Genomic DNA, 23,243 nt, shown 5'->3' on the forward strand with positions numbered 1-23,243 from the left:
AAATAATTTAACCAAGAGTTGTTCACAATTATTGGTTAAATAACTTTATTTAGTTGTTTAATTACATTAAATCATTTAACTACCCAAGATGGTATTATTGATTTTGATTGTAGTCAGGAGTTTCTTCGATAAATTCTACGATATCATTTGGAAGACAATCTAAAATACAACATAGCTTTTCTAATGTCAGTAAAGTTATGTTTTTATTTTTCTTTAAACTATCTAGGGTTTTGTTGTCAATCCCTGATTTTAATAATCTATATTGAGAAATTTCTTTTTTCTTCATCGTATCCCAAAGGGGGCTAAAACTGATAATCGTTATCAACTCCTTTAACTTAATTATAAGTAAAAAGAGCACTTCTTCATATTGTGTATATAACCACAATATGTTAAAATAGATATGGAAGGAGAAACATATATGAATAGAATTATCTCTCAAGATGAGAAGGAATTAGATTATTTTTTAGGGATTATTCCTGAAGAGTTTAAATCAGCAAGTTTTAATGATTGGACAATTTGGGATGCATATGCGAGAGGTAGAATACCTAATAAACGTTGGTCAGAAGTATTTGATAATGGGGAATACCATTCTATGGAAATCATTACCAAAGAAGGTAAAGCTTATAAATACTACCCAATTGCTAATCCACAACCATACCAGACGGTAATTCAAGAACATGTTTCAACTCTTGAAGAGCCTGAGCGAAGTAGAGAATTGCTCATTGATGCTGCAATTTGGTCAAAACGTATTGAAGAAGCAACGAAGTATTTCTATAATTTAGATAGTAAATATGTTGATTTGATTAATGTTAAACTTAGTGGATTTGGATGGGTTGTTAGGATATTAGGATCGTTGCTTCTAGTAGCCTACAAAGAAAGACTTGGTGAATTTAGTAGCTCTGGCTTGGGTGTTTTAAGTAGACCGTTTGAATATACTGTTTGGATAGCTATGTGGGTCATTCTTTGGTCTCCAATTTATTTTGCTTTTCAACGAGTAAAGAAGGATAAGCCAAAAGCTGAACAAATTCGACAACTACAAAATGAAGTTACTAAGGCTAGAGATTATTTTATAGGAAAAATAAATTGTCTTCCATTTGTTACAGCAAGACAACAAGCCGGGTTAGATGTTCATTATAGTGCTTTTGTATATATGATTAATTTGATAGATCAAGGAAGAGCCTATGATATAGGACAAGCTCAAAACTTATATGAAGAACTGAAGAGAAATGAGCAATTAAAACAACAGTTCCAAGAGTTACAAAGACAAGTTAGTTACAATAATAAATTGACAACGATCAATACATTTACAAACTTAATGAAATAATGGATGAAAAACTAAAGGAGAACTATTATGTCTAGAAAACCAAAGTATCAACGAGATTACGAAGAAACAATGGAAGGAATGTGGTGGGGAGTTGCAGTATTTATTGGTGCAATGTACTTCTTGGTTAAAGTAACTTATTACATCGCATTACCATTTTATGTTCTGTTTACTCATTTATTTGAAGAAAAATTTCAACAAAAGGAATACCTAAATTGGATGAGATTTTTACCTTTTACTTGGTTTATTACAGGAGAGACAAAGGAGATGCGACGTGCAGCTGTAAGTAGTGTATTGCTCCCTATCGTTCTACCTCTATTTTTACTATTTAATCATCTATTTAATAGTAAAGCAATCGGTGATGGGTTTGCAATTTTTATCTTTATTCTATTTGGTTTAAGTGTAGGTAGTATTATCGGTACTTATAAAAATTACCAATTTTCAAAAAAACATATAAGATAAATTCTTTATACTGTAAAAATTAACAATAGTTAAATTTTAAAAATTGTGGCATTTAAAAGCAAATTATAAAATTTTTGGCAGATAAACTCAGGTAACTATAGAACTACCTGAGTTTTTTATCTAATGGAAGATTTATAACAATAGTTCCTGTTTAGAGTAGGATAGGTGGTGAATCTGTATCTTCTTTACTTTTTAGTTCTAAGGCTGTTTACCTTTATTATGAAATTTCCAGGCAAATGTTTTGAAAAGATCATGAAGAAGAGTTAAGATATTTATGTAAGAAGAAGTAAACGCTTACTCAACAAGGAGGATATTTTATGTCATATAAAACAAGCAATGCAGAAGGACCTGTAGATTTCATTAACACCTACGATTTGGAGCCTATGGCGCAGCAAGTTATTCCAAAGGCAGCATTTGGTTATATCGCTAGTGGAGCGGAAGATACCTTTACTTTACGGGAGAATATCCGTGCCTTTAACCACAAACTCATCGTTCCGCATACGCTTTGTGATGTGGAAAATCCAAGTACAGAGATTGAATTTGCTGGTGAAAAACTATCTTCACCCATCATTATGGCTCCAGTTGCAGCTCATAAATTAGCCAATGAACAAGGGGAAGTGGCTACTGCGCGTGGTGTACATGAGTTTGGTTCCCTCTATACTACAAGCTCCTACTCTACAGTTGATCTGCCAGAAATTACGGAAGCACTTCAAGGGACTCCTCATTGGTTCCAATTTTACTTTAGTAAAGATGATGGGATTAACCGCCACATTATGGATCGCGTGAAGGCAGAAGGTTATAAAGCGATCGTCTTAACGGCAGATGCAACCGTGGGGGGCAATCGTGAAGTTGATAAACGTAATGGTTTTGTCTTCCCAGTTGGGATGCCAATCGTTGAGGAATACTTGCCAGAGGGTGCTGGTAAGTCAATGGACTTTGTCTACAAATCAGCTAAACAACGCCTCTCTCCACGAGATGTAGAATTTATCGCTGAATACTCTGGACTCCCAGTTTATGTGAAGGGGCCTCAATGCCGTGAAGATGTTGAACGTTCTCTTGCTGCGGGTGCATCTGGTATCTGGGTAACCAACCACGGTGGACGTCAAATCGATGGTGGCCCAGCCGCCTTTGACTCACTTCAAGAAGTAGCAGAAGCAGTTGATAAACGTGTACCAATTGTTTTTGACTCTGGTATTCGTCGTGGTCAACATGTCTTTAAAGCCTTGGCTTCAGGAGCAGACTTGGTAGCAATTGGGCGTCCTGTTATTTATGGTTTGGCTCTTGGTGGTAGTGTTGGTGTCCGTCAAGTATTTGAGCACTTGAATGCAGAATTGAAGACAGTCATGCAGTTATCTGGAACACAAACTATTGAAGATGTGAAACACTTCAAACTTCGTCACAATCCATACAATCCAACTTTCCCAGTTGATCCTCGTGACTTAAAATTGTATTGATAAAGTAGAAAACCTCCACTCCAAGTGGAGGTTTTTGAGTTATGTCTTTGTAAACATGAAAGAGAGTTTAACAAGTGAACTTAACGAGTATATAAGAAAAAATTTTAATACATTTTAAATTATTTTAAAATTTTTAGGAAATTTAGTTGACAAATGTAGATTTTAGGAGTATAGTAATAATTGTGATTGACAAATGTAGATTTTGGAGGAGATGATTATGCAGATGTTTTGGTAAATTTGTAATGAGGAGAAAAAAGCAGAATGTATTAACTTTATAGTTGACAAATGTAAATTTTCAGAGTATACTCATATTTATAATTTACAAATGTAGATTTTGGAGGAGATAATCATGCAAATTTCAGATGCAGAATGGCAGGTCATGAAGATTATCTGGATGCAGGGAGAACAGACAAGCACTGATCTTATAAAAGTATTAGAAAAAAGATTCAGCTGGTCCAAGTCCACGATCCAGACACTTTTGGCCCGTTTGGTGGAGAAAGAATGTTTGACTCGGGAGAAGCAGGGCAAGTCCTTTGTCTATTCGGCCCTTTTAACGCTAGATGATAGTAGGGGCTTAATGGTTCAGGATATCAAAGACAAGCTTTGTTCTCGAAGAATAAAGCTCTTGCTAGCTGATTTGATTGAAGAATGTGACTTTACGCTTGCAGATCTTAATCAGCTGCAGCAGGTCCTGGAAGAAAAGAAAGCAGAGGCTGTCGAAACAGTCCCTTGCAATTGTATGTAATAGAAAGAAGGAATTTCAATGTTTGGATTGTTAATTAGTATTGTTTGTTTACTTGGGGTTGCTTTTATTGCTTGGTGGTTCTTTGCAGAGCATGAAAAGGTAAGCGGCCAAGCTCATCAGAAATCAGGTTATCAAGAAATTGAAGTCGAAGTCATGGGGGGCTATTCGCCTGAAACCATTGTCCTGAAAAAGAATGTTCCTGCCCGGATCATCTTTAATCGCAAGGATCCATCTTCATGCCTGGCTCAAGTGATCTTTCCAGATTTTGGCGTTCATGAAGATTTGCCTTTAGGTGAAAAACATGTCATTGAAATTACGCCAGAAAAAGCGGGCGAATATGGGTTTTCATGTGGAATGAACATGATGCATGGTCAAATGATTGTGGAATAAAGGAGTAGGTATGGTAGAAAAACAAAAAGCAGTTGTGGAAAACGGAGTGCAAAAGATCCGTATTACAGCAGAAAAGGGCTATAGTCCCAAAGAATTTCAACTTCAAAAAGGGATCCCTGCTGAAATCACCTTCCATCGGGTCAATCCTTCCGGCTGTTACAAGGAAATTTTGTTTGAAGATCAGGGGATTTTAGAGCCTTTGGAAGTCGGTGTGGATAAGGTGATATCCTTTACCCCGACAGAAACAGGGGACTTTGAGTTTTCATGTGGAATGAAGATGCAAAAGGGTTCCTACACGGTTGTGGAAAAACGCCGTCGTGTCTTAGGTTTACTGGGTCGCTTTTGGATTACTAGTATCTTTACCCTTCCTTTATTGATCTTGATGATCGGGATGTGGGCAGGACTTGTATCCCATCCAGTCAATCGCTGGGGGACTTTTCTAGCGACAACGCCGATCATGTTGGTAGCAGGAGTACCTTTTATCAAGAGTGCCTGGGCCTCATTTAAGAAGCACCATTCCAATATGGATACCTTGGTAGCTCTTGGAACCCTGGTAGCCTATGTCTATAGTGTATTTGCGCTTTTTACTGGTCAGCCAGTATACTTTGAGGCTGCGGGTTTTATCATCTTCTTTATCCTCTTAGGGCAAATCTTTGAAGAACGGATGCGTAACAATGCCTCCGAGGCTGTGGAAAAGTTGTTGGATTTGCAGGCAAAAACGGCTCAAGTTCTCCGTGATGGGAACTATGTCGAGGTGGCGGCAGAAGATATCCAAATTGATGACTTGATTCGGGTCCGTCCTGGGGAAAAGATTGCGGTTGATGGGACGATTGTAGAAGGAAGTACGACCATTGATGAGTCGATGGTGACAGGTGAAAGCTTGCCTGTGGAAAAATCAGTTGGTGATGCAGTTATCGGCTCCACTATCAACAGCAATGGGACCATTCTCTTTAAGGCTGAAAAAGTCGGTAGTGAGACCCTCTTATCTCAAATTGTGGACTTTGTCAAAATGGCCCAATCCAGTCGTGCTCCTATTCAAGATTTGACGGATAAGATTTCAGGTATCTTTGTTCCAGCAGTGACGATTTTGGCCATTGTGACTTTCTGGGTTTGGTCCGTGCTTTTGGGAGCATCGCTTCAAGAGGCCATGCTCTATGCAGTCTCTGTCCTCATTATTGCCTGTCCTTGTGCCCTTGGTTTAGCAACCCCAACAGCCCTCATGGTCGGAACCGGCCGTAGTGCCAAGATGGGGGTTCTGATTAAAAATGGAACAGTTCTTCAAGAAGTGCAAAAGATTCAAACCGTTGTGTTTGATAAGACAGGGACCATTACCATTGGCCAACCACTTGTAACCGATGTTGTAGGAGATGAAGCGCGTGTCTTGACACTGGCTGCTAGTCTTGAAACTTTTTCAGAACACCCACTAGCCCAAGCGGTGTTATCACAAGCAGAAGAAAAAGGTTTGGTGTTATCCCCTGTGGAAAACTTCCAAGCGATTGAAGGAAAAGGGGTCCAAGGTCAGATCGACCAGCAGTTGGTGACCTTGGGAAATGGCAAACTTCATGACGGGACAGCGATGGATCCGGAGCTTGAAAAACGGATGGTAGAGTTGCAAGAGCAGGCCAAAACAGTGATCAGTTTGTCTGTGGATGGGCAAGTGATTGGCTTGATTGCCATTCAAGATGCTCCAAAGGCCAGCTCAAAAGAAGCGATCAAAAAGCTCAGAGAACGGGGCTTGAAAACGGTCATGTTAACGGGGGATAATGAACGGGTGGCCCAAGCTATTGCTAAGCAAGTGGGAATTGATACCGTCATTGCTGATGTCCTTCCTCAAGAAAAAGCTAGCGCCATCCAAAAACTGCAAGAAACTAGCAAGGTCGCGTTTGTTGGAGATGGGATCAATGATGCTCCAGCTCTCTCGATCGCGGATGTGGGGATCGCTATGGGATCTGGAACGGATATTGCGATCGAGTCCGGTGGCATCGTGCTCACGCAAAATGATTTGCTTGGCGTTGTGCGCGCCTTTGACATGAGTCAAAGGACCTTCCGCAGGATCTTACTCAATCTCTTCTGGGCCTCTATCTACAATATCCTTGGGCTTCCAATTGCTGCTGGAGTCTTTGTAGGACTGGGATTGACCCTCAATCCAGAACTTGCAGGATTGGCCATGGCCTTTAGTTCAGTATCTGTTTTAATTAGCTCTCTCATGCTTAATTTTACTAAAGTCGATTAAAAAGGCGGTCTTAACCGCTTTTTTCTATTCTAAAACAGATTTTCGAAACGCTTCCAAACTGTACTGTAATAGAGAATGAAAGTTTCTGAGCAAATTCTTATGAATCTGAAAACAAATGTGATAAATTAGGATTGTAAATTTACTGAATCGTTTTCAAGTAACATATAAAAGCGCTTTTTGTAAATGACAATATTAATTTAAGGAGAGTTATACTTATGACTCAAGGAAAAATTACTGCATCTGCAGCGATGCTTAATGTATTGAAAACCTGGGGCGTAGATACTATCTACGGTATTCCATCAGGAACACTTAGCTCCCTCATGGACGCTTTGGCTGAAGACAAAGATATCCGTTTCTTGCAAGTTCGTCACGAAGAAACTGGTGCTCTTGCAGCGGTTATGCAAGCTAAATTTGGTGGCTCTATCGGGGTTGCAGTTGGTTCAGGTGGACCTGGTGCGACTCACTTGATCAATGGTGTTTACGATGCAGCTATGGATAACACTCCATTTCTTGCTATTCTTGGATCACGTCCAGTTAACGAGTTGAACTTGGATGCTTTCCAAGAATTGAACCAAAACCCAATGTACAACGGTATCGCTGTTTACAACAAACGTGTAGCTTACGCAGAACAATTGCCAAAAGTCATTGACGAAGCTTGCCGTGCAGCTGTTTCTAAAAAAGGTCCAGCTGTTGTTGAAATCCCAGTAAACTTCGGTTTCCAAGAAATCGACGAAAACTCATACTACGGTTCAGGTTCATACGAACGTTCATTCATCGCTCCTGCTTTGAACGAAACTGAAATTGACAAAGCTGTTGAAATCTTGAACAATGCTGAACGTCCAGTTATCTATGCTGGTTACGGTGGTGTTAAAGCTGGTGAAGTGATCACTGAATTGTCACGTAAAATCAAAGCACCGATCATCACAACTGGTAAAAACTTCGAAGCGTTCGAATGGAACTACGAAGGTTTGACAGGTTCTGCTTACCGTGTTGGTTGGAAACCAGCCAACGAAGTGGTCTTTGAAGCAGACACAGTTCTTTTCCTTGGTTCAAACTTCCCATTTGCTGAAGTTTACGAAGCATTCAAGAACACTGAAAAATTCATCCAAGTGGATATCGACCCTTACAAACTTGGTAAACGTCACGCCCTTGACGCTTCAATCCTTGGTGATGCAGGTCAAGCAGCTAAAGCTATCTTTGATAAAGTAAACCCAGTTGAGTCTACTCCATGGTGGCGTGCAAACGTGAAGAACAACCAAAACTGGCGCGATTACATGAACAAACTCGAAGGTAAAACTGAGGGTGAATTGCAATTGTATCAAGTTTACAATGCAATCAACAAACATGCTGATCAAGACGCTATTTACTCAATCGACGTAGGTGACACTACTCAAACATCTACTCGTCACCTTCACATGACACCTAAGAACATGTGGCGTACATCTCCACTCTTTGCGACAATGGGTATTGCCCTTCCTGGTGGTATCGCTGCTAAGAAAGACAATCCAGATCGCCAAGTATGGAACATCATGGGTGACGGTGCATTCAACATGTGCTACCCAGACGTTATCACAAACGTTCAATACGACCTTCCAGTTATCAACGTTGTCTTCTCAAATGGTAAATATGCCTTCATCAAGGACAAATACGAAGACACAAACAAACACTTGTTTGGTTGTGACTTCTCTAATGCTGACTATGCGAAAATCGCTGAAGCGCAAGGTGCTGTAGGATTTACAGTTGACCGTATCGAAGATATCGATGCTGTTGTTGCAGAAGCTGTGAAACTCAACAAAGAAGGTAAAACTGTTGTTATCGATGCTCATATCACTCCACATCGTCCACTTCCAGTAGAAGTACTTGAGTTGGATCCAAAACAACACTCAGAAGAAGCTATCAAAGCCTTCAAGGAAAAATACGAAGCAGAAGAACTCGTACCATTCCGCCTCTTCTTGGAAGAAGAAGGATTGCAATCACGCGCAATCAAATAATTCCTCTCGTCGAAAATCAAATGTAAACATTGTAGATTTTATACTTTGATTTTCATAGAGAGAAACATAAAAGATCGGAGCAATCCGGTCTTTTTCTGGAGGATAGTAAATGAATTTAAATCAATTAGATATTATCGTGTCAGATGTTCCCCAAGTCTGTGCTGAATTAGAATGTATCTTGGATAAAAAGGCGGACTATGTTGATAACAGTTTTGCTCAGTTCACGATTGGCAGTCACTGTCTTATGTTCTCACAAAGCCATTTGATACCTCTGGAAAATTTTCAGTCAGGAATCATCCTACACATTGAAGTTGAAGATTTGGAACAGAATCAAAAGCGTTTGAAAGAATTAGGAATTGAGATTCTACATGGGCCAGTTGTAACTGATTGGGGAACAGAATCCATGTTAGTTGAAGGCCCTGCTGGTCTAGTCATTGATTTTTATCGTATGAAATAGGATGCTAGTCATTTGAAGTTAACCTTAATGATTCTTAAAACAGAATGTGCGAATATGAACTATTGAAAGATCGGAGCAATCCGGTCTTTTTTTTCTTGTCTTTTTTGTTAAATTTGTTAAAATAGCTTCATAACAATATTCTAAGGAGAAAAAAATGCCCACAATTTTCTTTCTATTATTTGGTTTAATGGTTTTAGGCTTTGCTGCCTTCACCTATTTCATGTTCGACATTTTTATCTTTAGTAATTACAGAAATGCCAAGAGATGCACCGAAAGAACGGAAGGAGTTATTATCCGATATTCCTATGCTCTTTATAACGGGATTAGTCTCCCAGTGGTTGAGTACACTGTTGATGGGAACCGATACAAGGTTTTAGGGCCGAAATTTCTATATGCGATTTCAAATACAATCAGTACTCCCTTGGGGTCAATCGTATCTGATGTCAAAATGGATAATTTTGAAGATGGGGAAATTCCTCAGGATTTAAGATACAAGATTTATAGGAACAGTTTCATCTCTTTAACAAAATCACCTTTAATGGAACGATTCCCAATTGGTGGAAATGTAACTGTTTATTATGACCCTAAAAAACCAAAACATTCCTATGTAGAAAGACCTTTAAAACCAGGTCGTTATGCATGGTTGACTAAATGTTTAGTTTATTTCCTTGTTTTTCTGATGGTTGCTCTAGCTTTCTTTATAGTGTTCATTCTTCCAAATCTTGTGAACTAATAGTTTCTGGTAGTTTTTTCAAAAGTATGAAAACCATATCGTTACTATTTTTATAAAATCTTCTCCTTACTTTATAAGATAAGAAAAAGAGTTCAATTAGGACTCTTTTTTTGCTATAATGAAAGGAGTAAACCAGACAGGAGATAGCGCATGTCAGAACCATTATTTTTAAATTCCATTATGCAAGAAAAAATTTGGGGTGGGACTAAACTACGTGATGAGTTTGGTTACGACATTCCAAGCGAAAAAATCGGAGAATATTGGGCGATCTCAGCTCATCCAAATGGAGTGTCTAAGGTAGCCAATGGCCGCTATGAAGGAACAGACCTCGCTAGTTTGTATGAGGAACACCGTGAGTTATTTGGGAACCGTCCAGAGTCAGTATTTCCACTCTTGACTAAAATCCTCGATGCCAACGGTTGGCTTAGTGTTCAAGTTCACCCAGACGATGCTTATGGACTAGAGCATGAAGGCGAACTTGGAAAGACAGAGTGCTGGTACATCATCGCAGCAGATGAAGGTTCAGAGATTATCTATGGTCACAATGCTAAGTCTAAGGAAGAGCTTCGTCAGCAAATCGAAGATAAAAACTGGGATGCCTTGTTAACAAAAGTTCCTGTAAAAGCTGGAGATTTCTTTTATGTACCAAGTGGAACAATGCACGCGATCGGTGCAGGTATCTTAATCCTTGAAACGCAACAGTCTAGTGATACCACCTACCGTGTTTATGATTTTGATCGCAAGGACGACAATGGCAACTTGCGCGAGCTTCACCTTGAAAAATCCATCGATGTTTTAAATATTGGTGAGCCAGCTAACAGCCGTCCTGTGACTGTCAAAGCAGATGATTTGCGTTCAACTTTACTTGTCTCTAATGATTTCTTCGCGGTTTACAAGTGGGAAATCACAGGAAAAGTGGACTTTGAAAAGACAGCTGACTATAGCTTGTTGAGCGTCTTGGCTGGTCAAGGTCACCTGACTGTTGATGGAAAAGACTATCCAATTCAAAAAGGTAGCCACTTTATCCTTCCAAGTGATGTTGAAGCTTGGACCTTGGAAGGGCAAGGTCTAGAATTGATTGTTAGCCATCCATAAAAAGAAAGGACTTGAGAGATATTCTCAAGTCCTTTTTTGTATTTACATAAATTGGGCGATAAAGACCACGATGATGATAATTGGAATGATGAAACGAAGAAGGAAAAGCCAGACTTGCAAAAGTCCTTGTTTCCATGGTGTTTCATCAAGATGAAGTTCTTTCATAGCCAGTGTCTTCTTGAAAATATAGCCTGTAAAAAGAGACAAGCAGAGAGCACCAAAAGGCATAAGGAGGTTGGAAACCAAGAAATCCATGGCATCAAAGAAGGTCTTCCCAAAGATATGGACATCAGCCATAAGACCATAGGATAGGGCCGAAGGGATACCAAAGACAAAAGTCAAGATTCCTAAAATCATACTCCACTTGGCACGCTTACGATTGTCTTGGTTGGTGATGTTACCAACGTTGATCTCAAGCATAACGACTGAGGAAGTTATCGTCGCAAAGAGGAAAAGCAAGAGAAAGAGAATATAGAAAATCGTACCTAAAGGCATCTTGTCAAAGAGTTGTGGTAAAACGATAAAGAGGAGACTCGGTCCACCTTCAGATTGGATATTAAAGGCTGACATAGCAGGGAAAATCGCAAGTCCCGCCATGATAGAAACTGAGATGTTCAAGGCTACGATGGAAATTCCTGATTGAACCAGATTGGTCTTCTTATCCAAGTAAGAAGCGTAGGTCAGCATGGCTGTAACTCCAAGGGACAGGGCAAAGAAAGATTGCCCTAGGGCATAAAGTAGTCCAGCACTTGTCAGTTTTGAAAAGTCCGGTTTGAGGAAGTATTTGACCCCTTCCATAGCGTTTGGCAAACTAAGAGAACGCCCGATAATAACAACAAAGATAATAAAGAGTAGGGGCATCATAACCTTAGATGCTCTTTCAATCCCTTTTTGAACGCCGTGTGAAACAATGAAAATGTTCAAGAAAATGAAGGATGCTTGGGCTCCAAGCGCAATGACTGGATTAGAAATGATGGAAGAGAATTGCTGGGCATAATCTCCATTTCCGATTAGGTGGAATAATCTCCCAATCTCGATACCAAGGTATACCAGAATCCAACCCCCAATAACACTATAAAATGAGAGAAGGATGAAAAGAGCAAAGGCGCCAATCCAACCAATAAAGTTGTACTTTTGATTGTTTCCAAGCTTACCAAAGGTTTTGATTGCTGATACGCCAGCGCTTCGACCAAGAGCAAATTCAGCCAGTAAGAGAGGAAATCCAATCAACAGTGTCGAAATGAGAAAGACCAGTAAAAAACCTCCCCCACCATTGGCAACGGTCATATAAGGGAACTTCCAAACAGCTCCAAGACCAATAGCAGAACCAGCAGATGCAAGGATGAAGCCCAGTTTTGATCCCCATTGCGATTTTTCAGACATCGTTAAAACTCCAATCCATTTTTAAAATAAGAAAAGGCTACTTGAAATCGTCAAATAGCCCTCTCTCAATTGCTCTTTAAGAGCCTTTTATTTGATTGATAGACTTGATTATCCTATCATGATTTTTGAAGTCTGTCAAGAAATTCAATTTTACGTTTTCATAAATCTAAAAAAATATGATAAAATACTTGACTCTCCCCAAAGGGGAGGGTATATATTATTTATGTGAGGAGGAAATCATGTACCATATCAAAGAAGCTGCGCAGCTTTCAGGCGTTTCTGTCAAGACACTTTACCATTATGATAAGATAGGACTCTTGGTTCCTTTAAAATCGGAAAACGGCTATCGGACCTACAGTCAGGATGATTTGGAACGACTTCAGGTTATCCTTTATTACAAGTATCTAGGTTTTTCTTTAGAAAAAATAGCAGAGCTATTGAAGGAAGAAAAGATGAACTTGTTACCACATTTGACGAGACAGTTGGATTACCTGACTCGAGAAAGACAACATCTGGATACCTTAATTTCAACCTTACAGAAAACTATTCAAGAACAGAAAGGAGAAAGAAAAATGACCATTGAGGAAAAATTCACTGGATTTAGCTATCAAGACAATCAAAAATACCACCAAGAGGCGGTAGACAAGTATGGCCAAGAAGTCATGGATCAAGCCCTTGAGCGTCAAAAAGGACGAGAGGATGAGGTTGCATCAGCCTTTAATCAGGTTTTTCAAGCCCTGGCTCAAAATCTCAAAGATGGACTACCTACAACAGCAACCGAAAACCAAGAAGAAGCATCCAAGCTCTTACAAGCCATTCGTACGTATGGGTTTGATTGTTCAATTGAAGTCTTCGGTCATATCGGTAAAGGCTATGTCTATAATCCAGAGTTCAAAGAAAACATTGACAAATTTGGACCTGGAACAGCTCAATACACTTCAGATGTTATTGCCCACTATGTTCGAACTCAGACAAAATAAAAATCGGCGGAGTAATCTCTGCCGATTTCTTACTTTTAAGTTTAGTCAAAATGCAAGCTTCCTGCCACCCAGCCGGTACAGAGGGCAGAAGTAATGTTAAAGCCACCTGTGTGGGCATTGATATCTAGCACCTCCCCTGCAAAGTGAAGACCAGGTACCAGCTTACTTTCCAGAGTTTTAGGATTGATTTTCTTGAGACTAACGCCACCTTTGGTGACAAAGGATTTAGCCAATGACATCTTTCCAGTCACAGGAATCTTGAGGGACTTGATAGACTGGAGAAGTTGGTCTCGTTCTTTTTCAGTTAGTTGTTTGACCTTTTCTGGGTAGCCTTGCACCAAGAATTCTGCCAAGCGTTCTGGCAACAAAGTCTTCAAGGCATTTTTCAAGGATTTTTCCCGGTTTTCTTCTAAAAAGTCAACTAATTCTCTCTCAGAAAGCTGAGGCAAAGTGTCTAAGGAAAGTACCTCACCACCCTTGACAAAGCTAGACATACGCAAAGCAGCAGGACCAGATAAACCAAAGTGGGTAAAGAGCAGATCATGAGTAATGACGTGCTTGCCATAGCTTAGAGTCACATCATCTAGAGAAATTCCCTGCAAGGCCTTGTGTGGGAAATCTGTCAATAAGGGACTCTCGGCCGCCTCAAGTTCGGTAATGGTGTGTTTGAAATGGCGAGCAATCTCATGACCAAAACCAGTAGAACCAGTGGAAGGATAGGATTTTCCACCAGTTGTGACAATCAGTTTATCACAAGTGAAATTTTGGTCTGCGGACTTCAGGACAAACTGGTCATCCACCTTTTTAACCGAAACAATCTCGGTTTGAGTAGCAACTTGACCACCTAGCTCACTGATTTTCTTTTCCAGTGCTTCGATAATGGTCCGAGATTTGTCACTGGCTGGAAAGACGCGTCCATGGTCTTCTACTTTTAGTTTGACTCCATTTTCCGTGAAAAAATTAATGATATCATGGTTATCGAACTGGGAGAAGACGCTGTAAAGAAAGCGCCCATTTCCGGGAATGCCGGCTAATAGGTCATCTAGGGTTCCATTGTTGGTGACGTTGCAACGACCACCACCAGTTCCGGCTAATTTTTTTCCAAGTTTTCGATTTTTTTCGATGAGAAGCGTTTTCTGCCCGTAAAAGCTACTGGAAATAGTAGCCATCATTCCAGCAGGACCACCTCCGATGACAATCGTATCAAAATGTTTCATAGAAATATTGTACCATAAAAAAACAAGAGATGATAAGTCATCTCTTGTCTGATTTATTAGTTGATTTCATATCCCATGAGAAGACCACCCTCTTCAGCATAAAAACTACAAAGTCCAGAAGTTGGAATGATTTTAATATTTGCTGCTGGGAATTTTTCTCGTAAGAGCTCTGAAAGCTGTTGACAGAATTTTTCATTGCTACGGTGAGCCATGACGATACGCCCACCAGCATAGCCTGCTTTAATTAACTCTTCATAAGCAGCTTGAAGAGATTTCTTGGCACCACGAGCTTTTTGGAGGAGCTCCAAGGTTCCGGTTTCGCTTGCTTCACCGACCATACGAATATTGAGGAGCCCGACAACTGTACCAATAAGCTTACTCAATCGACCGTTTTTAACCAAGTTATCCACTTTAGCAAGAACGAACAACAACTTGGTTTTTTCTTGATAAGTAGTAATAACTTCAACCACTTCTTCAAAAGAAAGTCCTTGGTTGATCAAGTCATTGATCTTTTCGACGATTAGGTCAACTTCTCCACCAGCAGACAAACTATCAATAACATGAATCTGTGCGTCAGGGTGTTCTTCGAGATAAATATTCTTTGCTAATTGAGCACTATTGTGGCTACCAGACAGAGTTCCAGTGATAGTTACTACAAAAATATGTTTGGCACCTTCGAATGCTCTTAAATAATCATCTGGACTAGGGCAGGCTGATTTAGAAGCTTCAGAAGTAGCATACATGGTTTCCATCATCTGATCAATATCCAGATTGGCATCATCGGTAAATACTGTATCTGCTACCTGAATCGTTAATGGGACACTGACAAACTCAGTATCAGAAGCAAGGTTTGCCAGTTGGCGATAATCACAACCAGAGTCAGCTACAATCTTCCAAGTCATAGAAATTCTCCATCTTTATCACTTATACATTGACAAAGGTTCTGTCTTTTTTTACAATTATATCATGAAAGCCCTTGAAACAAAAGTAGTACCTCTCTGTTGTCACAAGTAGAAAGAAATTGTTATGTCTGAACGTAAAATATCTGAAAAATCGCTTGAGAATCTAAGAAAGTCAAATCAAGAATCTAATTTGCTAACCAGAGAAGCGATTGAAACAGCTCTTTTGCAACTCTTGGAGAAAAAGGAGTTAGCTAAGATTAGCATTTCTGAGTTAGTTAAGCGTGCTGGCGTTTCTCGTGCAGCCTTTTATCGAAACTATGAATCCAAAGAAGAGATTTTAGAAAGTGTCTTTAAACGGAGCGTTCATAACATCATGGAGCAATTGGGCCATTACGATGTCAAAACAGACCTTTATCTGGTTTGGGTTCACCTCTTTCGAGAAGCCAAGAAAGAAGCTAAGGTTATTCAACTTGCCCTAGATTATCACTTAGAAAAAATCTTTGTGCAAGCTATGCAAGAATTTTTAGAAAAATATTATGGAAAATCTAAAGGAGTCAGTAGCTATCTGCATTCTTTTTGGAGTTCCGCTATCGTATCGGTTTTACTTAAATGGATCAAGGATGGGATGAAGGTTCCTGCTGAAAAAATCGCAGATTTGCGCTTGCCATTTTTTAAAAAATAAATCAAGAGGAAAGAAGCTATGACAGAAAAAAGACTGGCTTGGGATGAGTATTTTGCTGCTCAAGCTTTATTGATTGCTAATCGTTCAACTTGTAAACGTGCTAAGGTAGGGGCCGTTTTAGTCAAGGATAACAAGGTTATTTCAACAGGTTATAATGGATCTGTATCAGGAACAGAGCATTGTATTGACCATGATTGCCTAGTGATTGAAGGCCACTGTGTGCGCACTCTTCATGCAGAGGTAAATGCTATTTTGCAAGGGGCAGAGCGTGGCGTTCCAAAAGGTTTCACAGCCTATGTTACTCATTTTCCATGTCTCAACTGCACCAAGCAATTGTTACAAGTTGGCTGTGAGCGGGTCGTTTATATTAACCAATATCGAATGGATGACTATGCCCAACACCTTTATCATGAAAAAGGAACAGAGTTGACTCATCTACCACTTGAAACAGTTCAGCTAGCCATTAAGGAAACTGACCTGATATAGAATATGAAAAAACAAATGGTTTAGAAAGATTTTTAAACCATTTTTTGGTATAATTAGAAGAACAAATTGAAAGTAGGATACGCATAAATGGCAAAACTTGAAGTCATCAATCACCCATTGATTCAACACAAATTATCAATCTTACGTCGTACAGATACCTCAACAAAAGCTTTTCGTGAATTAGTTAATGAAATAGCCATGTTGATGGGGTATGAAGTTCTTCGTGATCTTCCTTTAGAAGATGTAGAAATTGAAACACCTATTACTAAGACTGTACAAAAACAGATTGCTGGTAAAAAACTAGCAATTGTCCCAATCTTGCGAGCGGGTATCGGGATGGTTGATGGATTATTAAGCTTAGTACCAGCTGCTAAAGTGGGCCATATTGGTATGTACCGTGATGAAGAAACACTTCAACCAGTCGAATACTTGGTAAAATTACCTGAAGATATCAATCAACGTCAAGTTTTTGTGGTTGATCCAATGCTTGCAACTGGTGGTTCAGCAATCTTGGCTGTTGATTCCCTCAAAAAGCGTGGGGCTTCAAACATTAAGTTTGTCTGCCTTGTCTCTGCTCCAGAAGGAGTAAAAGCTCTTCAAGAGGCTCACCCAGATGTTGAAATCTTTACAGCAGCCTTGGATGAACATTTGAACGAACACGGATACATCGTTCCAGGTCTTGGTGACGCTGGGGACCGTTTGTTCGGAACTAAATAAGATTCTAAGCTTACACTAAATCTGATAATTGGTTTTAGTTTCGAAAGAAGGTTGAATTTTTGTATCTGTCTAAAAGAATAGAGCAAAATTTTGACCTTTTTTGACTAAAAAGATATAATAATCCTGTATCGAGTCGTTTGACTAAGAAATATTGAAATCAGAAGGAGAAATGAATGATTCCTGTAGTTATTGAACAAACAAGTCGTGGAGAACGTTCATATGATATATACTCACGCCTTTTAAAAGATCGTATCATCATGTTGACTGGACCAGTTGAAGACAATATGGCGAACTCAGTTATTGCCCAGTTGCTTTTCTTGGATGCTCAAGATAGCACAAAAGATATCTACCTTTATGTAAATACTCCTGGGGGTTCTGTATCAGCTGGTTTGGCAATTGTAGATACCATGAACTTTATCAAGGCAGATGTCCAAACTATCGTTATGGGGATGGCTGCATCCATGGGAACAATTATTGCATCAAGTGGAGCAAAAGGTAAACGCTTCATGCTTCCAAATGCTGAATACATGATTCACCAACCAATGGGTGGTACAGGTGGCGGAACGCAACAGTCAGACATGGCTATTGCTGCTGAACACTTACTCAAAACCCGTAAGAATTTAGAGCAAATTCTTGCAGATAATTCTGGTAAATCAGTTGAGCAAATCCATGTAGATGCTGAACGTGATTACTGGATGAGTGCTCAAGAAACTCTTGAATATGGATTTATCGATGAAATTATGGCCAATAATTCTTTGAATTAATCTACTAAAGCAAACTCGACTGAGTTTGCTTTTTTTGCTATAATGGGATAAAGATTCTTTAGAAAGTGGATTTACTATGTTTGAAAAAGAGAGCCGGTCTGGCTTGATTGTCTACCTTTATTATAATCGTGATGCCAAAAAACTTCAAAGTTACGGCGATATTTGTTATCATTCAAAAAAACATCGTTATGTACAATTATATGCACCTACTCAAGAGATAGAAGAGATAGCCAATCGTTTGGAAAAAGAAAAATTTATTAAGGATGTTCGATTGTGTCATATCCAAGAATTGGAGATGCCATTTGTTGGAAGTCTTTATAAATATAAAGAAAACGTTATCATTGAATAAATTGAGTTATATGAGTTGACAATTGTCAGATAATTCGGTATATTCTTAACATATAAATGAATTATGAATTCAAAAAGGAGATAAACATGAAGAAAAAATTTGCATTCTCACTTGTAGCTCTTGCAAGTGTAGCAGTTCTTGCTGCGTGTGGTGAAGTAAAATCAGGTACATCAAATGCAACTGGTAATACAATTGGAGATACGATTAAAGTTGGTTTCAACTTTGAGGAAACTGGAGCAGTAGCGGCCTACGGAACATCTGAACAAAAAGGTGCTCAACTTGCTGTTGATGAAATCAACGCGGCTGGTGGTGTTGACGGTAAAAAAATCGAAGTAGTTGATAAAGATAATAAATCTGAAACAGCTGAAGCTGCGTCTGTTACAACTAACCTTGTAACTCAATCAAAAGTATCAGTAGTTGTCGGACCTGCTACATCAGGTGCAACTGCTGCATCTGTAGCAAATGCTACTAAAGCAGCAGTTCCATTGATTTCACCTAGTGCTACTCAAGATGGACTTACAAAAGGTCAAGACTACCTTTTCATTGGTACCTTCCAAGATAGCTACCAAGGAAAGATCATCTCAAACTATGTTTCAAACAAATTGAACGCTAAGAAAGTTGTCTTGTATTCTGATAACTCAAGCGATTACGCTAAGGGTGTTGCAAAAGCCTTCCGTGATTCTTATCAAGGCGAAATTGTTGCAGACGAAACCTTCGTATCAGGAGATACAGATTTCCAAGCAGCTTTGACAAAAATTAAAGACAAAGATTTTGATGCGATTGTCTTGCCAGGGTACTACACAGAAGCTGGTAAAATTGTAAACCAAGCTCGTGGTATGGGAATCAATAAACCAATCATCGGTGGTGATGGCTTCAATGGTGAAGAGTTTGTTCAACAAGCAACTGCTGAAAGAGCTTCAAATATCTACTTCATCTCTGGATTCTCCTCTACGGTTGATGTTTCTGATAAAGCAAAAGCTTTTCTTGAAGCCTATCGTGCAAAATACAATGAAGAACCTTCAACATTTGCAGCACTTGCCTACGACTCAGTATACCTTGTAGCAAATGCAGCAAAAGGTGCTAAAACATCTGTAGAACTTAAAGATAACCTTGCTAAAACACAAAACTTTGAAGGTGTGACAGGACAAACAAGTTTTGACTCAGACCACAATACAGTGAAAACAGCCTTCATGATGACCATGAACAATGGTAAGGTAGATGCGGCAGAAGTCGTAAAACCATAATTTATTGATAGATATTGAAAATGGGGAATGAGCTTTTACTCACTCCCTGTTTCAGTATTTATAGAGTGATTATATTTTTAAAAATCCTAAAAATAATAATTAGAAAGAGTGGACCATATGCTTCAACAACTTGTCAATGGTTTAATTCTGGGAAGTGTCTATGCACTACTGGCCTTGGGTTATACCATGGTTTATGGAATTATCAAACTCATTAACTTTGCTCATGGTGATATCTATATGATGGGTGCTTTCATGGGTTATTTTTTGATTAATTCTCTACAATTAAATTTCTTCGTAGCTTTAATCTTATCAATGATTGGTTCAGCTATTCTCGGTGTTGTCATTGAGTTCCTAGCTTACCGTCCATTGCGTCATTCAACTCGAATATCTGTACTAATTACAGCTATCGGGGTTTCTTTCTTACTTGAGTATGGGATGGTTTATCTAGTAGGTGCCAATACTCGTGCCTTCCCTCAAGCAATCCAAACAGTACGTTATGACCTAGGGCCCATCAGTTTGACAAATATTCAACTGCTAATTTTGGGTGTTTCCCTGGTCTTGATGGTACTTTTACAGCTTATCGTACAAAAAACGAAAATGGGGAAAGCCATGCGTGCAGTGTCTGTAGATAGTGATGCAGCCCAGTTGATGGGGATTAACGTAAACCGTACGATTAGTTTCACCTTTGCTTTAGGGTCAGCCCTTGCGGGTGCGGCAGGAGTTCTCATTGCCCTTTACTATAACTCTTTAGAACCGTTGATGGGGGTTACTCCAGGTTTGAAATCTTTCGTAGCAGCTGTTCTTGGTGGTATCGGAATTATTCCTGGTGCAGCTCTAGGAGGCTTTGTTATTGGTCTATTGGAAACATTCGCAACGGCCTTTGGTATGTCTGATTTCCGTGATGCGATTGTGTTTGGAATCTTATTGTTGATCTTGATTGTAAGACCAGCAGGTATTCTTGGTAAAAATGTGAAAGAGAAGGTGTAAGCCATGAAACAAAATTTAAAAGCAAATTTAGCCTGGCTTGGTCTTTTGGTCGCAGGTTTTATCTTGATCCAAGTTTTAGTTTTAGCCGGGGTCCTCAATCTTTTCTATATCCAGATTTTAGAACAAATCGGTATTAATATTATTCTTGCTGTTGGTCTGAACCTCATCGTTGGTTTCTCAGGTCAGTTTTCACTGGGCCATGCTGGTTTTATGGCAATTGGTGCCTATGCGGCAGCTATTATCGGATCTAAATCTCCTACTTATGGTGCTTTCTTTGGAGCAATGTTACTAGGAGCCTTGATATCTGGAGCTGTTGCTTTGATTGTCGGTATTCCAACGCTTCGCTTAAAAGGAGATTATCTTGCTGTTGCAACTCTAGGTGTCGCAGAAATTATTCGTATTTTCATTATAAATGGTGGAAGTCTTACCAATGGTGCTGCTGGGATTTTAGGGATTCCAAATTTCACAAGCTGGCCAATGGTTTACATTTTTGCGGTCCTTACGACGATAGCGACTTTGAATTTTCTTCGTAGTCCGATTGGGAGAACGACCTTATCTGTTCGTGAAGACGAAATTGCAGCAGAGTCTGTAGGTGTCAATACTACTAAGATTAAAATCATTGCCTTTGTTTTCGGAGCCATTACGGCAAGTATTGCAGGTTCTCTCCAAGCTGGTTTTATCGGTTCTGTAGTTCCAAAGGATTATACTTTTATCAACTCCATCAATATCTTGATTATCGTTGTATTTGGTGGTTTAGGATCAATTACAGGGTCAATTGTCGCTGCAATTGTTCTTGGAATTTTGAATATGCTTCTTCAAGACGTGGCTAGCGTTCGCATGATTATTTATGCTCTGGCTTTGGTACTTGTTATGATTTTCAGACCAGGTGGTCTTCTTGGAACATGGGAATTGAGCCTGTCACGTCTCTTTAAAAAAGGTAAGAAGGAGGGACAAAACTAATGGCATTACTTGAAGTAAAACAGTTAACCAAGCATTTTGGTGGTTTAACAGCTGTTGGAGATGTAACTCTTGAATTGAATGAAGGGGAACTTGTTGGCTTGATTGGGCCAAATGGAGCTGGTAAAACGACTCTTTTCAACTTGTTGACAGGAGTTTATGAACCAAGCGAAGGAACAGTAACCTTGGATGGACATTTATTAAATGGGAAACAGCCTTATAAGATTGCCTCTCTAGGACTTAGTCGCACCTTCCAAAATATTCGTCTCTTTAAGGATTTGACAGTTTTAGAGAATGTTTTGATTGCTTTTAGTAATCATCACAAAAAGCATGTTTTGGCTAGTTTCTTCCGTTTACCTGCCTATTACAAGAACGAAGAAGAACTAAAAATAAAAGCGATGGACTTGCTGAAGATTTTTGAACTCGATAAGGATGCTCAAACCCTTGCAAAAAATCTTGCTTATGGCCAACAACGTCGTTTGGAAATTGTACGTGCCCTTGCTACAGAACCTAAAATTCTCTTTTTGGATGAACCTGCAGCAGGTATGAATCCACAGGAAACAGCTGAGTTGACTGAATTAATCCGTCGGATTAAGGATGAATTCAACATTACTATTATGCTGATTGAACATGATATGAACTTGGTCATGGATGTGACAGAACGTATCTATGTTCTCGAATATGGTCGCTTGATTGCTCATGGGACTCCAGAGGAAATCAAGAGCAATAAACGAGTTATCGAAGCTTATCTAGGAGGTGAAGCCTAATGTCTATGTTGAAAGTTGAAAACCTCTCAGTACACTACGGTATGATTCAGGCTGTACGTGATGTGAGCTTTGAAGTAAATGAAGGAGAAGTTGTTTCCCTCATCGGTGCCAATGGTGCTGGTAAAACAACCATTCTTCGTACCTTGTCAGGCCTTGTTCGCCCAAGTTCTGGTAGAATTGCATTTCTGGGGCAAGAAATCCAAAAGATGCCTGCGCAAAAGATTGTGGCATCAGGACTTTCTCAAGTACCAGAAGGTCGTCACGTCTTCCCAGGATTGACAGTATTGGAAAATTTGGAGATGGGAGCCTTTCTTAAGAAAAATCGTGAAGAAAATCAAGCGAATTTGAAAAAAGTCTTTTCACGTTTTCCACGTTTAGAAGAGCGTAAAAACCAAGATGCGGCTACTCTATCTGGTGGTGAACAGCAGATGCTTGCTATGGGACGTGCGCTCATGTCAACACCGAAACTTCTTTTGTTAGACGAACCATCAATGGGACTTGCTCCGATTTTTATACAAGAAATTTTTGATATTATCCAGGATATCCAAAAACAAGGAACAACCGTTCTCTTGATTGAACAAAATGCCAATAAAGCACTTGCTATTGCAGATAGAGGCTATGTACTTGAAACAGGAAAGATTGTCCTATCAGGCACAGGAAAAGAACTCGCAGCATCAGATGAAGTCAGAAAAGCATATCTAGGTGGCTAAAAAGGTCCGGGGGACCTTTTTAGTCGGCGGATAGAGATTGCGCAAACAATCTTCATCTAGTCCGGGGGACCTTTTTAGTCGGCGGATAGAGATTGCGCAAACAATCTTCATCTAGTCCGGGGGACCTTTTTAGTCGGCGGATAGAGATTGCAAAGCAATCATCAAATCCACTGGATTGTTTTAGTCGGCGGATATAGATTACTTTGCAATCATAGAA

At 39.5% G+C, this 23,243-nt stretch carries 25 protein-coding genes; 21 read left to right on the forward strand and 4 right to left on the reverse strand.

Features of this window, described 5'->3' with window-relative positions:
* Nucleotides 1–94: 94 nt before the first annotated feature.
* A complete protein-coding gene (locus HMPREF9180_RS0101715; RefSeq protein ID WP_006155562.1) occupies nt 95–286 on the reverse strand; it encodes a helix-turn-helix domain-containing protein in 192 nt (63 codons plus the stop codon).
* Nucleotides 287–418: 132 nt separating this feature from the next.
* On the opposite strand from HMPREF9180_RS0101715, the gene HMPREF9180_RS04265 reads away from it, so the two are divergent.
* The 10 genes from HMPREF9180_RS04265 to manA all read left to right on the forward strand — a co-directional run bounded on the left by HMPREF9180_RS04265 (nt 419) and on the right by manA (nt 10,881).
* A complete protein-coding gene (locus HMPREF9180_RS04265) occupies nt 419–1,324 on the forward strand; it encodes a hypothetical protein (protein WP_154645144.1) in 906 nt (301 codons plus the stop codon).
* Nucleotides 1,325–1,351: 27 nt separating this feature from the next.
* Nucleotides 1,352–1,783 carry a hypothetical protein gene (locus HMPREF9180_RS04270; RefSeq protein ID WP_006145217.1) on the forward strand — a complete coding sequence of 144 codons (432 nt, stop codon included), beginning with the start codon at nt 1,352–1,354 and terminating at the stop codon, nt 1,781–1,783.
* Nucleotides 1,784–2,100: 317 nt separating this feature from the next.
* Nucleotides 2,101–3,237, forward strand: a complete 1,137-nt coding sequence (lctO, locus tag HMPREF9180_RS04275) for an L-lactate oxidase (RefSeq protein WP_006145218.1) — start codon at nt 2,101–2,103, stop codon at nt 3,235–3,237.
* Between the two features lie 349 nt (nt 3,238–3,586).
* Nucleotides 3,587–3,982 (forward strand): CopY/TcrY family copper transport repressor, encoded by a 396-nt coding sequence (locus HMPREF9180_RS04280; RefSeq protein ID WP_006145219.1) that lies wholly within the window; start codon nt 3,587–3,589, stop codon nt 3,980–3,982.
* Between the two features lie 18 nt (nt 3,983–4,000).
* Nucleotides 4,001–4,372, forward strand: coding sequence for a cupredoxin domain-containing protein (locus HMPREF9180_RS04285; protein WP_006145222.1), 372 nt, complete (start codon nt 4,001–4,003; stop codon nt 4,370–4,372).
* 10 nt (nt 4,373–4,382) lie between these two features.
* Entirely contained in the window at nt 4,383–6,605 is a 2,223-nt protein-coding gene (locus HMPREF9180_RS04290; RefSeq protein ID WP_025168633.1) for a heavy metal translocating P-type ATPase, read from the forward strand.
* 215 nt (nt 6,606–6,820) lie between these two features.
* Complete coding sequence (gene spxB / locus HMPREF9180_RS04295) at nt 6,821–8,596, forward strand: pyruvate oxidase (protein WP_006145225.1); 1,776 nt, start codon at nt 6,821–6,823, stop codon at nt 8,594–8,596.
* 109 nt (nt 8,597–8,705) lie between these two features.
* Nucleotides 8,706–9,053 (forward strand): VOC family protein, encoded by a 348-nt coding sequence (locus HMPREF9180_RS04300; protein ID WP_006145227.1) that lies wholly within the window; start codon nt 8,706–8,708, stop codon nt 9,051–9,053.
* A gap of 154 nt (nt 9,054–9,207) precedes the next feature.
* Nucleotides 9,208–9,786, forward strand: coding sequence for a DUF3592 domain-containing protein (locus HMPREF9180_RS04305; RefSeq protein WP_006145228.1), 579 nt, complete (start codon nt 9,208–9,210; stop codon nt 9,784–9,786).
* Between the two features lie 150 nt (nt 9,787–9,936).
* A complete protein-coding gene (gene manA / locus HMPREF9180_RS04310; protein ID WP_006145230.1) occupies nt 9,937–10,881 on the forward strand; it encodes a mannose-6-phosphate isomerase, class I in 945 nt (314 codons plus the stop codon).
* A gap of 42 nt (nt 10,882–10,923) precedes the next feature.
* Here the strand turns inward: manA and HMPREF9180_RS04315 are convergent, their stop codons facing one another.
* The gene (locus HMPREF9180_RS04315; RefSeq protein ID WP_006145232.1) at nt 10,924–12,264 is read right to left on the reverse strand and encodes a sodium-dependent transporter; all 1,341 of its coding nucleotides are present in this window, start codon (nt 12,262–12,264) and stop codon (nt 10,924–10,926) included.
* A gap of 239 nt (nt 12,265–12,503) precedes the next feature.
* Between HMPREF9180_RS04315 and HMPREF9180_RS04320 the strand changes: the two genes are divergently transcribed.
* Nucleotides 12,504–13,244, forward strand: coding sequence for a MerR family transcriptional regulator (locus HMPREF9180_RS04320; RefSeq protein WP_025168634.1), 741 nt, complete (start codon nt 12,504–12,506; stop codon nt 13,242–13,244).
* 41 nt (nt 13,245–13,285) lie between these two features.
* Here the strand turns inward: HMPREF9180_RS04320 and aao are convergent, their stop codons facing one another.
* Together aao and HMPREF9180_RS04330 are read right to left on the reverse strand one after the other, a co-directional pair.
* On the reverse strand, nt 13,286–14,461 hold the full coding sequence (aao, locus tag HMPREF9180_RS04325) for an aminoacetone oxidase (protein ID WP_006145235.1): 1,176 nt from the start codon (nt 14,459–14,461) through the stop codon (nt 13,286–13,288).
* 56 nt (nt 14,462–14,517) lie between these two features.
* Nucleotides 14,518–15,363, reverse strand: a complete 846-nt coding sequence (locus HMPREF9180_RS04330) for a DegV family protein (protein ID WP_006145236.1) — start codon at nt 15,361–15,363, stop codon at nt 14,518–14,520.
* Nucleotides 15,364–15,487: 124 nt separating this feature from the next.
* Here HMPREF9180_RS04330 and HMPREF9180_RS04335 point away from each other — a divergent pair, with 124 nt between their 5' ends.
* From HMPREF9180_RS04335 to HMPREF9180_RS04380, 10 genes are all read left to right on the forward strand, one after another.
* Nucleotides 15,488–16,045: a TetR/AcrR family transcriptional regulator gene (locus HMPREF9180_RS04335; protein WP_006145237.1), complete on the forward strand. Its 558-nt coding sequence runs from the start codon at nt 15,488–15,490 to the stop codon at nt 16,043–16,045.
* An 18-nt stretch (nt 16,046–16,063) separates the two neighbouring features.
* Nucleotides 16,064–16,531 (forward strand): deoxycytidylate deaminase, encoded by a 468-nt coding sequence (locus HMPREF9180_RS04340; RefSeq protein ID WP_006145238.1) that lies wholly within the window; start codon nt 16,064–16,066, stop codon nt 16,529–16,531.
* Between the two features lie 87 nt (nt 16,532–16,618).
* Nucleotides 16,619–17,248 (forward strand): uracil phosphoribosyltransferase, encoded by a 630-nt coding sequence (upp, locus tag HMPREF9180_RS04345; RefSeq protein ID WP_006145239.1) that lies wholly within the window; start codon nt 16,619–16,621, stop codon nt 17,246–17,248.
* A gap of 173 nt (nt 17,249–17,421) precedes the next feature.
* Nucleotides 17,422–18,012, forward strand: coding sequence for an ATP-dependent Clp protease proteolytic subunit (locus HMPREF9180_RS04350; RefSeq protein WP_006145241.1), 591 nt, complete (start codon nt 17,422–17,424; stop codon nt 18,010–18,012).
* Between the two features lie 76 nt (nt 18,013–18,088).
* Nucleotides 18,089–18,361 carry a YlbG family protein gene (locus tag HMPREF9180_RS04355; RefSeq protein ID WP_006145246.1) on the forward strand — a complete coding sequence of 91 codons (273 nt, stop codon included), beginning with the start codon at nt 18,089–18,091 and terminating at the stop codon, nt 18,359–18,361.
* Between the two features lie 86 nt (nt 18,362–18,447).
* On the forward strand, nt 18,448–19,605 hold the full coding sequence (locus tag HMPREF9180_RS04360; RefSeq protein WP_025168635.1) for an ABC transporter substrate-binding protein: 1,158 nt from the start codon (nt 18,448–18,450) through the stop codon (nt 19,603–19,605).
* 117 nt (nt 19,606–19,722) lie between these two features.
* On the forward strand, nt 19,723–20,592 hold the full coding sequence (locus HMPREF9180_RS04365) for a branched-chain amino acid ABC transporter permease (protein ID WP_006145253.1): 870 nt from the start codon (nt 19,723–19,725) through the stop codon (nt 20,590–20,592).
* 3 nt (nt 20,593–20,595) lie between these two features.
* Nucleotides 20,596–21,552: a branched-chain amino acid ABC transporter permease gene (locus tag HMPREF9180_RS04370; protein ID WP_006145254.1), complete on the forward strand. Its 957-nt coding sequence runs from the start codon at nt 20,596–20,598 to the stop codon at nt 21,550–21,552.
* Entirely contained in the window at nt 21,552–22,316 is a 765-nt protein-coding gene (locus HMPREF9180_RS04375; protein WP_006145255.1) for an ABC transporter ATP-binding protein, read from the forward strand. Before HMPREF9180_RS04370 ends, HMPREF9180_RS04375 begins: the two co-directional genes overlap by 1 nt.
* Nucleotides 22,316–23,026 (forward strand): ABC transporter ATP-binding protein, encoded by a 711-nt coding sequence (locus tag HMPREF9180_RS04380; RefSeq protein WP_006145257.1) that lies wholly within the window; start codon nt 22,316–22,318, stop codon nt 23,024–23,026. Before HMPREF9180_RS04375 ends, HMPREF9180_RS04380 begins: the two co-directional genes overlap by 1 nt.
* Nucleotides 23,027–23,243 lie beyond the last annotated feature (217 nt).

Source organism: Streptococcus peroris ATCC 700780 (assembly GCF_000187585.1).
Taxonomy (GTDB): domain Bacteria; phylum Bacillota; class Bacilli; order Lactobacillales; family Streptococcaceae; genus Streptococcus; species Streptococcus peroris.

Excerpts from the sequence above, each read along its gene's own strand:
- HMPREF9180_RS0101715 (WP_006155562.1), bottom strand. The coding sequence starts at position 286 with ATGAAGAAAAAAGAAATTTCTCAATATAGATTATTAAAATCAGGGATT.
- HMPREF9180_RS04265 (WP_154645144.1), top strand. The coding sequence starts at position 419 with ATGAATAGAATTATCTCTCAAGATGAGAAGGAATTAGATTATTTTTTA.
- HMPREF9180_RS04270 (WP_006145217.1), top strand. The coding sequence starts at position 1,352 with ATGTCTAGAAAACCAAAGTATCAACGAGATTACGAAGAAACAATGGAA.
- lctO (WP_006145218.1), top strand. The coding sequence starts at position 2,101 with ATGTCATATAAAACAAGCAATGCAGAAGGACCTGTAGATTTCATTAAC.
- HMPREF9180_RS04280 (WP_006145219.1), top strand. The coding sequence starts at position 3,587 with ATGCAAATTTCAGATGCAGAATGGCAGGTCATGAAGATTATCTGGATG.
- HMPREF9180_RS04285 (WP_006145222.1), top strand. The coding sequence starts at position 4,001 with ATGTTTGGATTGTTAATTAGTATTGTTTGTTTACTTGGGGTTGCTTTT.
- HMPREF9180_RS04290 (WP_025168633.1), top strand. The coding sequence starts at position 4,383 with ATGGTAGAAAAACAAAAAGCAGTTGTGGAAAACGGAGTGCAAAAGATC.
- spxB (WP_006145225.1), top strand. The coding sequence starts at position 6,821 with ATGACTCAAGGAAAAATTACTGCATCTGCAGCGATGCTTAATGTATTG.
- HMPREF9180_RS04300 (WP_006145227.1), top strand. The coding sequence starts at position 8,706 with ATGAATTTAAATCAATTAGATATTATCGTGTCAGATGTTCCCCAAGTC.
- HMPREF9180_RS04305 (WP_006145228.1), top strand. The coding sequence starts at position 9,208 with ATGCCCACAATTTTCTTTCTATTATTTGGTTTAATGGTTTTAGGCTTT.
- manA (WP_006145230.1), top strand. The coding sequence starts at position 9,937 with ATGTCAGAACCATTATTTTTAAATTCCATTATGCAAGAAAAAATTTGG.
- HMPREF9180_RS04315 (WP_006145232.1), bottom strand. The coding sequence starts at position 12,264 with ATGTCTGAAAAATCGCAATGGGGATCAAAACTGGGCTTCATCCTTGCA.
- HMPREF9180_RS04320 (WP_025168634.1), top strand. The coding sequence starts at position 12,504 with ATGTACCATATCAAAGAAGCTGCGCAGCTTTCAGGCGTTTCTGTCAAG.
- aao (WP_006145235.1), bottom strand. The coding sequence starts at position 14,461 with ATGAAACATTTTGATACGATTGTCATCGGAGGTGGTCCTGCTGGAATG.
- HMPREF9180_RS04330 (WP_006145236.1), bottom strand. The coding sequence starts at position 15,363 with ATGACTTGGAAGATTGTAGCTGACTCTGGTTGTGATTATCGCCAACTG.
- HMPREF9180_RS04335 (WP_006145237.1), top strand. The coding sequence starts at position 15,488 with ATGTCTGAACGTAAAATATCTGAAAAATCGCTTGAGAATCTAAGAAAG.
- HMPREF9180_RS04340 (WP_006145238.1), top strand. The coding sequence starts at position 16,064 with ATGACAGAAAAAAGACTGGCTTGGGATGAGTATTTTGCTGCTCAAGCT.
- upp (WP_006145239.1), top strand. The coding sequence starts at position 16,619 with ATGGCAAAACTTGAAGTCATCAATCACCCATTGATTCAACACAAATTA.
- HMPREF9180_RS04350 (WP_006145241.1), top strand. The coding sequence starts at position 17,422 with ATGATTCCTGTAGTTATTGAACAAACAAGTCGTGGAGAACGTTCATAT.
- HMPREF9180_RS04355 (WP_006145246.1), top strand. The coding sequence starts at position 18,089 with ATGTTTGAAAAAGAGAGCCGGTCTGGCTTGATTGTCTACCTTTATTAT.
- HMPREF9180_RS04360 (WP_025168635.1), top strand. The coding sequence starts at position 18,448 with ATGAAGAAAAAATTTGCATTCTCACTTGTAGCTCTTGCAAGTGTAGCA.
- HMPREF9180_RS04365 (WP_006145253.1), top strand. The coding sequence starts at position 19,723 with ATGCTTCAACAACTTGTCAATGGTTTAATTCTGGGAAGTGTCTATGCA.
- HMPREF9180_RS04370 (WP_006145254.1), top strand. The coding sequence starts at position 20,596 with ATGAAACAAAATTTAAAAGCAAATTTAGCCTGGCTTGGTCTTTTGGTC.
- HMPREF9180_RS04375 (WP_006145255.1), top strand. The coding sequence starts at position 21,552 with ATGGCATTACTTGAAGTAAAACAGTTAACCAAGCATTTTGGTGGTTTA.
- HMPREF9180_RS04380 (WP_006145257.1), top strand. The coding sequence starts at position 22,316 with ATGTCTATGTTGAAAGTTGAAAACCTCTCAGTACACTACGGTATGATT.